Below are 14189 nucleotides of genomic sequence, written 5' to 3' on the forward strand. Positions count from 1 at the left end.
TGTCAAGCCTCGCCTGCCCATGAACTCCACCACCCACACCCCGCTCAGCTACAAGGATGCCGGCGTCGACATCGACGCAGGCGACGCGCTGGTCGACCGCATCAAGCCCCTGGCCAAGAAGACGATGCGCGAAGGCGTGCTGGCCGGCATCGGCGGTTTCGGCGCGCTGTTCGAGGTGCCCAAGCACTACAAGGAACCGGTGCTGGTGAGCGGCACCGACGGCGTGGGCACCAAGCTCAAGCTGGCCTTCGAATGGCAGATGCACGACACGGTCGGCATCGACCTGGTCGCCATGAGCGTCAACGACGTGCTGGTGCAGGGCGCCGAGCCGCTGTTCTTCCTCGACTATTTCGCCTGCGGCAAGCTCGACGTCGACACCGCCGCGGCCGTGGTCGGCGGCATCGCCCGCGGCTGCGAGCTCTCGGGCTGCGCGCTGATCGGCGGCGAGACCGCCGAGATGCCCGGCATGTACCCGGCCGGCGAGTACGACCTGGCGGGCTTCGCGGTCGGCGCGGTCGAGAAATCGAAGATCCTCACCGGCCAGGACGTCAAGCCCGGCGACGTGGTGCTGGGCCTGGTCTCCAGCGGCGTGCACTCCAACGGGTTCAGCCTGGTGCGCAAGGTCATCGAGCGCGCGGGCGCCGACCTGCCCGCCACGCTGGACGGCAAGCCCTTCCGCGAAGCCATCATGGAACCCACGCACCTCTACGTGAAGCCGGTGCTCGAGGCGCTGGGCAAGCACCCGATCAAGGCGCTGGCCCACATCACCGGCGGCGGCCTGCTGGAGAACATCCCGCGCGTGCTGCCCGAAGGCACGGCCGCCCACCTGAAGAAGGGCAGCTGGCCACAGACCGAACTGTTCGCCTGGCTGCAGAAGGTGGCCGGCATCGACGACATCGAGATGAACCGCACCTTCAACAACGGCATCGGCATGGTGGTGGTGATCGACGCGGCCGAGGCCGCCGCCTGTGCCGCCACGCTGCGCGCCGCCGGCGAGACCGTGCACGAGATCGGCACCATCGCCGAACGCGGTACCGGCGCAGCCGTCGTCGTCGCCTGACCCGCCCCGGCCGACGCCCCCCCGCCACGTGATCGAAGCCCCCGCCGCCGACCGATCCCGTCCCGTGGTGATTGCCAGCTACGTGCTGATCGCCGCGGCCCTGTTGCTGGTCATGTGGCAGGGCCTGCTGCCCGGCCTGCTGTGCGTCTGCATCGGCTTCCTGGCCACGCGCTGGTTCGCGCGCGTGATCGATGCCGGCCTGCGGCGCAGCCGGCGCGTCAAGACCCCGCCGCGCATCGGCGCCCCCACCTCGCCGACCGCGCGCACCGTCGCGGCCACGCTGGTGATGCTGGCGCCCATCGCGCTGATGGCGCTGGCCTTCTCCGAGGCGCGCGACTTCGTGCTCAACGCCTCCGAGCAGTACCGTGAACTGCTCGACTACATCGCGCGCACCGTGCTCGAGCTGCGGCTCAAGCTGCCGCCCGAAGTGGCGATCTACCTGCCCGAGGGCGCGGCCGAGATCCAGCGCGTGATCGCCGGCTACCTGCGGGCCCAGGCCGGCGCGCTGGCGCTCACCGGCCGCGCCTGGCTGGGCGGCCTGCTGTTCGCCTACGTGGGCCTGATCGTGGGCTCGCTCGCCGCCGTCGCGCACGCGGCCACGACGCGGCGCCCGCTGGCCCAGCAGCTGCACCGGCGCATCACGCTGTTCGGCGAGACCTTCGGCCAGATCGTCGCGGCCCAGTTCTGGATCGCGGCCTTCAACACCTTCCTGACCGGCATCTTCCTGCTGTTCCTGCTGCCGCTGTGGGACCTGCGCCTGCCCTACACGCCGGCGCTGATCACGCTGACTTTCGTCGCCGGCCTGGTGCCGATCGTGGGCAACCTGCTGTGCAACGTGGTGATCACGGTGGTCGGGCTCTCGGTGTCGCCGGTCACGGCGCTGGCCTGCCTGGGCTTCCTGATCCTGATCCACAAGGCCGAGTACGTGATCAACGCCAAGGTGGTGGGCAGCCGCACCCAGATGGCGGTGTGGGAGCTGCTGGCCGTGATGTTCGTGGCCGAGGCGGTGTTCGGGCCCGCGGGCCTGGTGGCGGCGCCGCTGTTCTACGCCTACCTCAAGAAGGAGCTTCAGGCCGCGCAGCTGGCCTGAGCCTTCGCTTTCTTCTCCCTGTTCCCGCGATGGCGGACGGGTCTTGTCTGGACGCCGTCACGGCGCCTTGCTACGCTTTGTGGACGGCGTACACAAATAACGCCGCATCCCACGCCCCACCCTCGCAAGGAGCTTCCATGTCTTCCTTCAATGCCTATCTTTTCTTCGACGGCACCGCGGCCCAGGCCATGCCCTTCTACAAGAAGGTGCTCGGCGGCAAGCTCGAGGTCATGACCTACGCTCAGATGCCCGGCGCCGAGGCCGACAAGCTGTCGGCCACCTCGGCGGCGCGCGTGATGCATGCCTGCCTGAGCTTCGACCACGGCGTGCTGATGGCATCGGACGACATGGAGGGCAAGCCCTACGACCCGATGAAGGGCTTCTCGCTCACGCTCAATTACGACGAGGTGCCCGAGGCCGAGCGCGTGTTCAACGCGCTGGCCGAGGGCGGCACCGTCACGATGCCGCTGGCCAAGACCTTCTGGGCCGAGCGCTTCGGCATGTTCACGGACCGCTTCGGCACGCCCTGGATGGTCAACGCCGGCATGTCGAAGCCCGCGTGACGCCGCCGATCCACCTGCTGCTGCGCTGGCACTTCCACACCACGAGGAGAACTCCCATGGCCCGCTATGTCGATGGTTTCGTCGTTCCCGTCCCCAAGGACAAGCTGCCGGCCTATCGCCGCATGGCGCAGAAGGCCGGCAAGATCTGGCGCGAGCATGGCGCGCTGGAATACATCGAGTGCGTGGCCGACGACGTGAAGCCGGGCAAGAGCACCTCCTTCCCGCAGAGCGTCAAGCTGCAGGAGGACGAGGTGGTGGTGTTCTCGTGGATCGCCTACAGCTCGCGCAAGCAGCGCGATGCGATCAACGCCAAGGTGATGGCCGATCCGCGCCTGAAATCGATGATGGACCCGAAAGCCATGCCCTTCGACGCCCAGCGCATGTTCTTCGGCGGCTTCAAGACGCTGGTCGAGCTGTGATGTCCTGAATTGATCGACACAGGTCCGGCATGGCACGGACGGCGGGCTTGCCGCCCTGAAGAATAGGGCGCACCATCCCACCACGCCTTGTGCACCCTGCCATGAAAACCTGTCTCATAGTGATCGACGCCCAGGAGTCGTTCCGCCACCGCCCCTACAGCACCGAGCGCGACATGGGCGCCTACCTGGCGGCCCAGAACGCGCTCATCGACGGCTGCCGCGCGGCCGGCGTGCCGATCCTTCGCGTGTTCCACGTCGACGGGCCGGAGCGCAGCGACAACCCCTTCGCCCTCGCCTCGGGCCATGTGCGTCCGCTCGAGGGCCTGGCCGACTTCGAGCCGGCGGCGCGCTTCACCAAGCACCGGCACAGCGCGCTGGTCAACACCGGGCTCGACGTCTGGCTCACGCAGAACGGCATCGGCCGGATCATCGTCAGCGGCATCCGCACCGAGCAATGCTGCGAGACCACGGCCCGCCACGCCTCCGACCTGGGCTGGAAGATCGACTATGTGCTCGATGCCACGCTGACCTTCGACATGACCCAGCCGGACGGCCGGCCGCTGCCCGCCGCCGACATCAAGGCCCGCACGGCCACGGTGCTGCAGGACCGCTTCGCGGACGTCTGCAGCGTGGCGCAGGCGCTCGAACGCGCCGTGGCCTGAGGCCGCGCGCGGCACGCACGGTCTGGCCATGGACCCGATCCGCGTCGTCTTCGTGCTGCTGCCCGACAGCCTGGTGCTGGACTGGGCCGGCCCGGCCGAGGCGCTGCGCATCGCCAACCAGCTGCTGCGCGCCGCGGGCCAGCCGGCGCGCTTCGAGATCGCGTTCGCGAGCCCGCGGCCGACCTCGGTGGGCTCGGTCGGCATCACGCTGGCCGGCCTGTCCGCGCTGCCGCCGCCCAGCGAGCACCCGGGCTGGATCGTGCTGGTCGGCCTGCCCGGCGGCACGCTGGCGGTCGACACGCCCGAGGCGCAGGAACTGCTGCACTGGCTGCGAGGACAACGCTTCGAGCGCGGCAAGCTGGAGCTGGTCACGATCTGCGCCGGCGCCGTGCTGGCGGCGCATGCGGGCGTGCTCGCGGGCCGGCGCGCCACCACGCACCACCAGCACCTCGACGAGCTGCGGGCCGTGGAGCCGCGCTGCGAGGTGGTGGCCAACCGCGTGTTCGTGCTCGATCCGCCCCTCTACAGCAGCGCGGGCGTGACCACCGGCATCGACCTGGTGCTGCACCGCATCGGCGAACTCTGCGGCGAGGCGCTGGCGGCGCAGGTCGCGCAGACCCTGGTGGTCGCGCTGCGGCGCGGGCCGCAGGACCCCGAGCTCTCGCCCTTTCTCGCCCACCGCCACCACCTGCACGCCGCGCTGCATCGGGTGCAGGACGCGGTGAGCGCCCAGCCGCAGTTCGACTGGACCGTGCCGCGCATGGCCGAGGTGGCCCACACCTCGCCGCGCCATCTCACGCGGCTCTTCATGGCGCATGCGGGCGTGGCGCCGCTGGTCTACCTGCGGCGCCTGCGGCTGGCCTCGGCCCAGCTCGCGCTGCAATCCGGGGCCAACGTCACACGCGCGGCCGAGCTCTCGGGTTTCGGCTCCGACACCCAGCTGCGCCGCGCCTGGCGGCAGTTCGGCCTGGCCGGCTCGCCGTCGACGGCGGGCACGCAGACCCACTGAGCGGGAGCAGGCTCAGCGCGCGCCGCCGCTGCCTTCGGTCGCGATGGGCGCCGGGCCGGGCGCTGGCGCCGCGGCCGCGCGCAGCCATTCCTCGGTGTGTGCGCCCAGCGCATCGATCTGCAGCGCGATCAGGCCCAGCTGCGTGCGCACCAGCGCGACGGGCTCGTCAGCATCGGGTGCGACCGCCAGCGCGAGCGCCTCGCGCACCGGCTGGCCCGCCGCGCCGCCGCCGGCCTCGGGCGCGCCGCGTTCGAAAGCCGACGCCAGCCCGTCGAGCGCCGCCGCGCCGCCCTCGATGCTCTGCTGCAGGGCGGCGGCCGACTGCGCCTGTGCCAGCGCGATGCGGTGCGCGCCCAGCGCCGACACATAGCTCAGCAGCGTGTGCGAACGGATCAGGAAGCGCAGCGCCACGCCCGCGTGCGGACGCACCACGCCGGGCTCACGGAACATGTCGCTGACCGCGGTGGACAGCGCCGCATCGGCGTTGTGGGCGTTGCGCCGCGCGAGCCGGTAGGCCAGGTCGTCGCGCGCGCCCGAGCGGTACTGGGCGCCGATCTGCCGCAGGTAGGCGGCATGGGCGCGCATCGCGTCGGCGGCCAGCGCGTTGATGCGGCGCGCGGCCCAGTGCGGAAGCACCAGCACCATGGCCAGGCCCGCGAGCGCGCTGCCGATGGCGGTGTCGATCAGCCGCGGCCACAGCAGCAGGCCGCTGTCGCCGACCTGGTTGAAGAACATCAGCACCAGCAGCGTGATCGCGGCGGTCGCGAGCAGGTAGCGGCGGGCGCGGGCGGCGAAGAAGAACACGCCGGCGGCCACCGCCACCAGCGACTGCAGCCAGGGCAGCGGGAACAGCGTGAGCACGGCCCAGCCCAGCACCACGCCCAGGGCCGTGCCCGCCACACGCTGGCCCATGCGCGCCATGGTCTCGCCATAGGTCTGCTGGCAGACGAACAGCGTGGTCAGCAGGATCCAGTAGCCCTGCGCCGGGTGGATCCACTGCATCAGGCCGTAGCCGGCCACCAGCGCCACCGCGAGCCGCACCGCATGGCGGAACAGCGGCGTGCGCGGCGTGAGCTGGCGCCGCACGCGCTCGAGCGCATCGCGTCCGCTGCGCGGCGAGCGGTCGTAGAGGTCCATGTCGGTGCGCCCGGCCTGGGCCTCGGGCTGGCTCGCGCCCGCGAGCTGGCCGTCGAGCAGCGCCAGGTTGCGCGCCAGCGCCTCGACCGAGGCCAGCAGCGCGCGCCGCTGCGGCGTGTCGTCGCGCGCGCGTTCGTGCGCGATGGCGCTGCGCAGGTCGGACAGCGCCTGCACCGTCGCGCCGCCCACCACGAAGGGCTCGCGCCGCGCGATCGACAGCGCCAGCCGCTGGCAGGCCTCGCCCTGCAGCGCCAGCACGCGCTGGCAGCGGTAGAGCACGTCGCTGTGGAAGAAGGCGTCGGCCAGCGCGTTGTAGTCGTCGTGCGAGGAGCTGGCGCGCTCGTGCACGTCCTGCGCGATCAGGTAGAGCCCGCGATAGCGCGTGATGCGGCCGGTGGGCGCACGGCTGCCGACGCGCCGGAAGATGCTCTCCTTGGCCGCGTTGAGCTCGGCCACCACGCGGCTGTTGAGCTGCGCCAGCGACAGCCGCTTGCGCTCGATATCGACACCGCGCAGCGGCTCGAACAGCGAGGCCTTGAAACGCACATAGCCGCCCAGCGCATCGAACAGCCGCACCAGCAGCGCCTGCACCGGCTCGGCCGGGAACAGCGCGGCCCAGCCCACCGACCAGGCGCCGTACCAGGCCGCGCCCGCCAGCAGCAGCGCCACTTCGTGCCAGCGCGGCTCGGTGGCGGCCACGTGGTCGAGGCTCAGCGTGGTGTACATCGCCAGGATCAGCGTGGCGTGGCCGATGGCCTTGAAGCGCGCCTCGATCGCGCCCAGCATGGTCAGCGCGAAGGCCGAGAAGGCCAGGCCGATGATGAACAGCCAGGGCCGGCCGAACAGCGCCTCGATCGTGAAGGCCATGGCGGCGAAGCAGGCCAGCGTGAGCGCCTGCGCGCGCCAGCGGCCCTGCCAGCTGTCGTCGGTCTCGGCCAGTGCGCTCGCGATGGTGCCCAGCGCCAGCGGGATCAGTGCATGCGACAGGCCCGAGAGCACGCAGAAGAGCATCAGGCTGCCCAGCGCCAGCAGCACCCGCAGCGGCTGGCCGCCGGCGGCGAACAGCCAGCGGCGGGGCGACAGGGTGAGGGCGTGTTCGGTCATGGTGTCCTGCAGCAGGATGCGTGCCTGCCGCGCCGTGGCGCGCGGCCGCTAGAGGTAGCCGCAGAAGCGCAGCACGTGGCCGTCGGGCTCGCGGATCGCGAACTCGCGCAGGCCCCAGGGATGCGAGGTGGGCGGCTCGATGACGTCGACGCCGCGCTTGACGTAGGCCGCATGCAGGCCGTCGAGGTCATGGCCGACATGGATCACGATCTCGCCGCGCCAGGGCCGGGCCTCGCGCGTGTTGCATTGCCACAGGCGGATGTAGACCGGGTCGCCGTAGCTGCGGTCGCCCTTCTTGACCCGCGCGTAGCTGGGGGGTTCGCCCGCGATGAAGTCCAGCTCGAAACCCAGCACCTCGCTGAAGTAACGCGCCGCGCGCGCCGCGTCGGCCACCGGCAGCACCGGCTGCACGCCATGGAACTGGTGCCGGGTGCCGAGGTCGTCGGCCATCAGCTTCTCGCGCGGCGCAGCGCCGCAACCTGCTCGGCCACGGCATCGATGTCGAGTGCCTCCTCGGCATGCTGGAGGTAGGTTTCGAGGTCGCGCACCGCCAGCGCCGTGTGGCCCTGCGCGGCATGGGCCAGGCCGCGGTCGCGGTGCTCGGCCCAGGCCTCGGGCAGCAGCGCCACCAGGCGGTCCTGCACCGCGATCACGCGCTGCCAGTCTTCCTGCGCGCGGTGCACTTCCTTGAGGTTGCGCAGCATGCGCGCGATGATCTCCCGCGGCTCGGCCGCCTGCAGGTACAGGCCCAGCGGGATGTCGAAATCGCCTACCAGGCCGTTGCTGCGCTTGTAGGGCTCGAGGCGCTCGCTGAGTTCCTCGCGCGACAGCGACTTGCCGTTGAAGGGGTCGATCACCACCTGCCCCTTGGGCAGCGTGACCTTGATCATGAAATGGCCGGGAAAAGCCACGCCGCGCGCCTGCAGGCCCAGGCCCTGGGCCAGCTCCATCCACAGCACCGCCAGCGAGATCGGGATGCCGCGCCGGGTGCGCAGCACCGCGTTGAGGTAGCTGTTGTCCGGGTCGTAGTAGTCGTTGACGTTGCCGCCGAAGCTCAGGTCGTGGAAGAAGAACTGGTTGAGCGCGCGCAGCCGGGCCAGCGGCGCCGCGTCGGCCGGCAGCCGGCGCTTGAGACGGGCCAGCAACTGGTCGATGTCGCCCAGCACCTGCTGCACGTCGAGTTCGGGGTATTCGTCCTGGGCGAGTGCGGCCGCGGCTTCGAGCAGCGGGAACTGATCGTCGCTCTTGACGAGCGAATCGAAGTATTCGAGGGCGGTCGGCGCCGAGAAGCTGAACGTCATGTGGCTTTGTAGAGGAGCGCGCGGGGAGCGTCAAGGCGACGGCATCCCGCTGCGCGGGCTATCGCTTGATGAAACTGCGCAGCTTGATGCCCAGCAGGGCCAGCGCCGAGAAGTACAGCAGGGCCGCGGCGGCGATCAGCGCCGCCAGCAGCCCGATGCGCTGCAGCTTCTGGGCCCGCAGCGCGACCCAGTCGAAATGGTGCGCGCCCCAGTACAACAGCAGGCCCAGCAGCGCCGAGGCCACCACCACCTGGAGCACGAAGCGCAGCCACCCCGGCTCGGGCCGGTAGCTGCCGCGCCGCATCAGGCCCCACAGCAGCCACAGCGCATTGACCACGGCGCCGATGGCGATGGTGAGCGTGAGCGCCGCGTGCTGCAGGATCGGCACCAACACCAGGTTGAGCAGCTGGGTCAGCACCAGCACGGCCACGGCGATCCGCATCGGCGAGCGCATGTCGTGCTTGGCGTAGTAGCCGGGCGCCAGCACCTTGATCGCGACGATGCCGACCAGGCCCGCGCCGTAGCCCGCCAGCGCCAGCGCGATGCGCGGCACGTCGGCGTCCTTGAGGGCACCGTAGTGGAACAGCACCGCCACCAGCGGCCCCGAAAACACCAGCAGCGCGACCGCGCAGGGCACCGACAGCAGCACGACCAGGCGCAGGCCCCAGTCGAGCAGCGAGGAATAGCGGGCGTCGTCCTTGGCCGCGCGGGCCCCGGCCAGCTGGGGCATCAGCACCACGCCCAGCGCCACGCCCAGCATCGCGGTCGGGAATTCCATCAGCCGGTCGGCGTAGCTGACCCAGGTGACGCTGCCGGGCGCGAGGTGCGAGGCGATCTGCGTGTTGATCAGCAGCGAGATCTGCGCCACGCTCACGCCGATCAGCGCCGGCAGCATCAGCCGGACGATCTTGCGCGTGGTCGGGTCGGCCCAGGCCGCGCGCACCGCGCGCCAGCGCACGCCCACGCGCGGCAGCATGCCGATGCGCCGCAGCGCCGGCAGCTGGATGCCCAACTGCAGCAGGCCGCCGACCATCACGCCGATGCACTGCGCATAGATCGGCTCGATCCCCCAGCGCCGGAACAGCGGCGCGCCGATCAGGATCGACAGGATCAGCGCCACGTTGAGCAGCACCGGCGAGGCCGCCGGCACCGCGAACTTGCGCCAGGTGTTGAGCACGCCCCCGGCCAGCGCCACCAGCGACATGAAGCCGATGTAGGGGAACATCCAGCGCGTCATGAAGACGGCCGCCTCGTAGCCCTGGGCCGTCTGCTGCAGCCCGCTGGCCATGCCCCAGACCATCAGCGGCGCGCCCAGCACCCCGGCGATGCACAGCAGCACCAGCGTCCAGGTCAGCAGCGTCGCCACATGGTCCACCAGCGCCCGCGCCCCCGCGTCGCCCTGCTCGGTGCGCGTGGCCGCCAGCACCGGCACGAAGGCCTGGCTGAACGCCCCCTCCCCCAGCACCCGGCGGAAGAGGTTGGGAATGCGGAATGCGACATTGAAGGCATCGGTCAGCGCACTCACGCCGAACACCGAAGCCATCAGCAGATCACGGACCAGGCCCGCAACCCGCGAAGCGAGGGTCAGGAGCGAAACGGTGGAGGCGGATTTGAGCAGGGACACGGCGCGGAAGTGTAGGCTCCCCCCACCCCGCGCCCGGCCCGCAGGCCAGAAAAGGCGAAACCGGGCACCGGAGCACCGGGAGCGCAAACCCGTCGATACGGCCCAAATTTCCCCAGCGAAAGTCCAGGGACACCGCGGAACCGGCTTCGCCGGGCCGCTGGTGTCGCCCCCGGAGGGGGAAGGCGAAGCGACACGAAGTGCGCGAGCCCTCGGGGGCGGGCTATAATGTTTGGCTTTGCTGCATCATCCCCAGACACAAGGAACCTAAATCATGGCATCCGCAAAACCCAAAAAGAAGAACCCGCGCCTGGCGTCGGGCCGCAAGCGCGTCCGCCAGGACGTCAAGCTCAACGCCGCGAACACCTCGCTGCGCTCCAAATACCGTACCGCGGTCAAGAACGTCGAGAAGGCCGTGCTGGCCGGCGACAAGACCAAGGCCACCGAACTCTTCGCGAAGGCCCAGAGCATCGTCGACACCGTCGCCGACAAGGGCATCTTCCACAAGAACAAGGCTGCTCGCGACAAGAGCCGCCTGTCGGCCAAGGTCAAGGCACTCGCCCTGGCCGCACCGGCCACCGCCGCCTGACCCTGTCAGGCCAAGCCCGGACTGGTTTCCAGTCCGCCGTTTGACAGGGGTGCGCTGCAGCAAAGTGCAAAAAGTGAAAAACCGCCTTCGGGCGGTTTTTTCATTTCTGCGTTCCCGACAAACGATCAGAAGACCAGCTTGTCCCCCGCCGCGGCCCGGATTCGGGTGGCCGAGGCCTGGGCCCGCTGGCGGATCTGCGCCAGGTTGTAGGCCGTCAGCCGGCCGTTGCGCTTGAGGATGCGGCCGTCGACCAGCACGGTGTCGACGTTGCTGCCGGTCCCGCCCTGCACGATCGCGGTCTCGATGTTGCCGACCGGCCACATGTTCAGGTCCCGGGTCCGCACCAGGATGATGTCGGCGCGCTTGCCCTCGGTGAGCGAACCGGTGACCTCGGCCAGGCCCATGGCCCTGGCGCCGTTGATCGTCGCCATCTCGATCACCTCCTGCACGCCCACGGCCTGGGCCTTCTCGCTGGGCGTGTCGGTCCAGGGCACGCCCAGGTTCCAGGTGAAGCGCATCATCTCGAACATGTCCGGCGGCGCGATCGAGGTGGCGTCGCTCGACAGCGAGATCGTCAGCCCGGCCGCGCGCATCGCGAACAGCGCGGCGCGTGCATCGCCGGTGCTGCTCAGGCGCAGTTCGGAGTGCGTGGCGAAGCTCAGCGGCGTGCGGGTGCGCGCCATGGCCGCCAGGTCGGCCGGCGTGGCCGGCACGTAGTGGGCGATCATGAAATCCGGCCCCAGGTAGCCGCGCCGCTCGTAGTCGACCGCATCGACGTTGTTGGGCAACTCCTGCGGCGCGTGGATCGCCACCGGCAGCCCGCTGGCCTTGGCAAACTTCATCTCCTCGTGGAACACCGCATCGGTGCTCTGCTGCGGACCGCGCAGGTTCAACCCCAGGTGCACCAGGCCGTCGAGCGGCGAGCGCTCGCCGAACCACTCGCGCTGCACGCGCGGCAGGTCCTGGTAGCGGTTGACCTCCTCGGCCGGCATCTGGTCGACGTGGCCGTAGGCGTAGCGGGCGCGCAGCAGCGCCTGCCGGTGGGCGCGCAGCTCGGCGTCGGCATGGGCCGGCGAGCGCGTGTTGTGCGACCAGTTGTGCACGGTGGTGGTGCCGCCGTTGGCCAGCTCGGCGCAGCCCAGCAGCACGCTGTTGTAGAAGTCCTCGGCCGAATACAGCACCGAGGTCGCGCCCTTGGCCGGGTAGTAGGAGAAGCCGCCCTCGCGCGCGGTGAAGCTGCGGCCGATGGCGCTCCACATGTGGTAGTGCGAATTGACGAAGCCCGGCATCACGATCATGTCGCTGGCATCGATGACCTCGGCGCCCGGCGCGCGCAGGCCGCGCCCGATCTTCTCGATCACGCCGTCGCGCACCCACAGGTCGGCACGCGGCAGCACGCCCGTGGCGCGGTCGACCGTGATCACCGCGCCGTTTCGGATCAGGTAGCTGCCGCGGCGCGCGGCCGCGGGCGCCGTGCGCGCCGAGGCCACGCCGATCAGCGCCGGCGCACCGGTGGTCGCGACCGCCAGCGCGCCGGCCATGCGGATGAACGCTCTCTTGCTTGTTGTCATGTTCCGAGCCCCGTGATGGTGAAGAAGAAAAAAAGGGAGGCCCGCTCAGCGGACCTTGTAGAGGAAGGCCGCGGTCATCGCGAGGCCAGTGAGCACCACGAAGCCGCGCACCAGGTCGGGCCGCAGCCGCCGTGCGAGCGTGCCGCCCGCATAGCCGCCGAGCGTGGCGAACAGCGCCATCCACAGCGCATGCGACCAGACGATCGCGCCGCTGGCCGCATAGAGCCCGACGGCGATCAGCGTCAGGATGGCCGAGACGAAGTTCTTGATGCCGTTCATGCGGCCCATGTCGGTATGGCCGAGCGCGCCCAGCACCGCGAGCAGTAGGATGCCCAGGCCGCCGTTGAAATAGCCGCCATAGACCGCGACGGCCACGATCCCCAGGTCGGCGAGCCAGGGGCCGCGCGGTTTTGCATCGATGGAACGGCGCCGCACCAGTCCCGGCCCGATCGCGAACAGCAAGGTCGCGGCCAGCAGCAGCCAGGGCACGATGCGGGCAAAGGCCTGGTTCGAGGTCGACAGCAGCAGTGCCGCACCGGCCGCGCCGCCCAGCACCGACAGCACCGCCAGCCGCGGCAGCGAGGGCGACATCGGCCCCGACAACTCGCGCCGCATGGCCCAGGCGCCGGCCAGGTAGCCCGGCAGCAGTGCGGCGGTGCCGGTGGCGTTGGCCGACACCAGCGGCACGCCGACCATCGCCAGCGCCGGCAAGGTCAGGAAGCTGCCGCCGCCCGCCACCGCGTTGAGCGCGCCCGCCAGGGCCGCGGCGCCGCCGAGAAGCGCCCCATCCAGCACCATCACGATTGCTTCGCGCGCGCCGGCAGCGCCATGCGGTCGGTGCGCAGCAGCAGCGTGAGCACGATGCCGAGCGCCGCCAGCAGCGTGATCTGCACGATGCCCGCCACGCTCCAGCCGAAGCGCGCCGCGATGCCGCCGATGAGGAAGCCCGCAAACGCGCCGGCCCCGTAGAGCGTCGTCACGAACACGCCCGTGGCGCGGTTGGTGAGCGCGGCCCGCACGGCCTTGATGTGGTAGCCGGCCAGGTTCACGTACAGCACGCCGCTCACCACGAAGCCCCAGGCGAAGGACAGCACCGACTGCACGCCGATGCCGGTCGGGCCCGAGAACATCAGGAAGCCCAGCAGGCCGGTGCCGCCGAAGCTCAGCGACAGCACGAGCTTGGGATGGAAGCGGTCGCCGAGCCAGCCGCCGAAGATCGAGGCGAACACGCCGAAGCCGAAGATGCTCATCACGCGGCCGGTGTCGGCCGGCGTGTAGTGCAGGTGCTCGCGCAGGAAGGTCGGGTACATGCCCAGGTAGCCGTAGATGCAGAGCCCGCCGATCACGCTCATGCCGGTCAGCAGCACGGTGTTGCGGTTCCACATCGTCGTGGCGCCGCGCTCGTCGATGCGCGTGCCGGCGGCCGCCACCTTCTCGGTCATGCGCCGGCTCACGGTGACCGCGATCAGCGCCATGGCGCCGAAGCCCGCGAGGCCGAAGGCCAGCAGCGGCAGCCGCCAGTCGCGCTCGGCGCCGATCAGGTGGCCGCCCAGCAGCGGCCCGACGATGGCGCCGATGCCGAAGGAGAAGTTGATCGCACCCACGGCCGTGGCCCGGTAGCGCGCGAAGTAGCTGGCGGCGATCGCGATCACCACCGTGAGCTGCATGGCCTCGCCGATGCCGGTGGCGGCGCGGTAGAGGATCATGTCGGCGAAGCCGTGCGAGTAGGCGGTCAGCAGCGTGCCGGCCGAGAAGATCGCGATGCCGATCTGCAGCACCGCCTTGCGCGACAGCCGCGCCAGCAGGTAGCCGGTGGGCACGCCGGCCACGGCCATGCCCAGCGTGAAGATGGTCGACAGCAGGCCGGTGTCGGCCAGGCCGAAGCCGAACTCGCGGCGCACGTCGGCCGCGATCAGCGGAAAGATCTGCCGGTCCATCGCGTTGAGCGCGTACGAGGCCAGCAGCACCAGGAACATGCCGATCTCCAGCGCGGTGATGGGCGCCTCGCGGCGCGCATCGCCGGCCGAGGGAAGGGCCGAGGTTGAGGATTGCACGGTTTGTCT

General features: G+C 70.6%; 14 protein-coding genes. 7 read left to right on the forward strand and 7 right to left on the reverse strand.

All coding sequences use genetic code 11. The annotated features are described in order from the left end of the window. Positions 1-19: 19 nt before the first annotated feature. The 6 genes from purM (at position 20) to A9977_RS14330 (ending at position 4803) form a co-directional block, all read left to right on the forward strand. A complete protein-coding gene (gene purM, locus A9977_RS14305; RefSeq protein WP_183025526.1) occupies positions 20-1060 on the forward strand; it encodes a phosphoribosylformylglycinamidine cyclo-ligase in 1041 nt (346 codons plus the stop codon). Positions 1061-1088: 28 nt separating this feature from the next. Further along, positions 1089-2150 (forward strand): permease, encoded by a 1062-nt coding sequence (locus A9977_RS14310; RefSeq protein WP_310936137.1) that lies wholly within the window; start codon positions 1089-1091, stop codon positions 2148-2150. Positions 2151-2287: 137 nt separating this feature from the next. After that, positions 2288-2713 (forward strand): VOC family protein, encoded by a 426-nt coding sequence (locus A9977_RS14315; RefSeq protein WP_183025527.1) that lies wholly within the window; start codon positions 2288-2290, stop codon positions 2711-2713. A gap of 56 nt (positions 2714-2769) precedes the next feature. Then, a complete protein-coding gene (locus A9977_RS14320; protein WP_183025528.1) occupies positions 2770-3132 on the forward strand; it encodes a DUF1428 domain-containing protein in 363 nt (120 codons plus the stop codon). A gap of 101 nt (positions 3133-3233) precedes the next feature. Beyond that, positions 3234-3794 carry an isochorismatase family protein gene (locus tag A9977_RS14325; protein WP_183025529.1) on the forward strand — a complete coding sequence of 187 codons (561 nt, stop codon included), beginning with the start codon at positions 3234-3236 and terminating at the stop codon, positions 3792-3794. Between the two features lie 28 nt (positions 3795-3822). Continuing rightward, on the forward strand, positions 3823-4803 hold the full coding sequence (locus A9977_RS14330; RefSeq protein ID WP_183025530.1) for a GlxA family transcriptional regulator: 981 nt from the start codon (positions 3823-3825) through the stop codon (positions 4801-4803). A 12-nt stretch (positions 4804-4815) separates the two neighbouring features. Here A9977_RS14330 and yccS read toward each other — a convergent pair whose 3' ends face one another. The 4 genes from yccS to murJ are packed head-to-tail and all read right to left on the reverse strand — an operon-like array spanning position 4816 to position 9969. After that, the gene (yccS, locus tag A9977_RS14335; protein WP_183025531.1) at positions 4816-7044 is read right to left on the reverse strand and encodes a YccS family putative transporter; all 2229 of its coding nucleotides are present in this window, start codon (positions 7042-7044) and stop codon (positions 4816-4818) included. A gap of 48 nt (positions 7045-7092) precedes the next feature. Then, complete coding sequence (locus A9977_RS14340) at positions 7093-7494, reverse strand: VOC family protein (protein WP_183025532.1); 402 nt, start codon at positions 7492-7494, stop codon at positions 7093-7095. Beyond that, positions 7494-8345, reverse strand: coding sequence for a SirB1 family protein (locus tag A9977_RS14345; protein WP_183025533.1), 852 nt, complete (start codon positions 8343-8345; stop codon positions 7494-7496). The genes A9977_RS14340 and A9977_RS14345 overlap by 1 nt, the downstream gene beginning before the upstream one ends. A gap of 58 nt (positions 8346-8403) precedes the next feature. Beyond that, positions 8404-9969: a murein biosynthesis integral membrane protein MurJ gene (gene murJ, locus A9977_RS14350; protein WP_183025534.1), complete on the reverse strand. Its 1566-nt coding sequence runs from the start codon at positions 9967-9969 to the stop codon at positions 8404-8406. Positions 9970-10240: 271 nt separating this feature from the next. Here murJ and rpsT point away from each other — a divergent pair, with 271 nt between their 5' ends. Then, positions 10241-10555, forward strand: a complete 315-nt coding sequence (rpsT, locus tag A9977_RS14355; protein WP_183025535.1) for a 30S ribosomal protein S20 — start codon at positions 10241-10243, stop codon at positions 10553-10555. Between the two features lie 125 nt (positions 10556-10680). Here rpsT and A9977_RS14360 read toward each other — a convergent pair whose 3' ends face one another. From A9977_RS14360 to A9977_RS14370, 3 genes are read right to left on the reverse strand one after another with little or no spacing between them, the layout of a single operon-like run. Further along, complete coding sequence (locus A9977_RS14360) at positions 10681-12126, reverse strand: amidohydrolase family protein (protein ID WP_183025536.1); 1446 nt, start codon at positions 12124-12126, stop codon at positions 10681-10683. Between the two features lie 45 nt (positions 12127-12171). Beyond that, positions 12172-12921, reverse strand: coding sequence for a sulfite exporter TauE/SafE family protein (locus tag A9977_RS14365; protein WP_183025607.1), 750 nt, complete (start codon positions 12919-12921; stop codon positions 12172-12174). 2 nt (positions 12922-12923) lie between these two features. Next, positions 12924-14180, reverse strand: a complete 1257-nt coding sequence (locus A9977_RS14370) for an MFS transporter (protein WP_183025537.1) — start codon at positions 14178-14180, stop codon at positions 12924-12926. Positions 14181-14189 lie beyond the last annotated feature (9 nt).

The sequence above is a fragment of the Variovorax sp. UMC13 genome (genome assembly GCF_014170375.1).
Lineage (GTDB): Bacteria > Pseudomonadota > Gammaproteobacteria > Burkholderiales > Burkholderiaceae_C > Variovorax.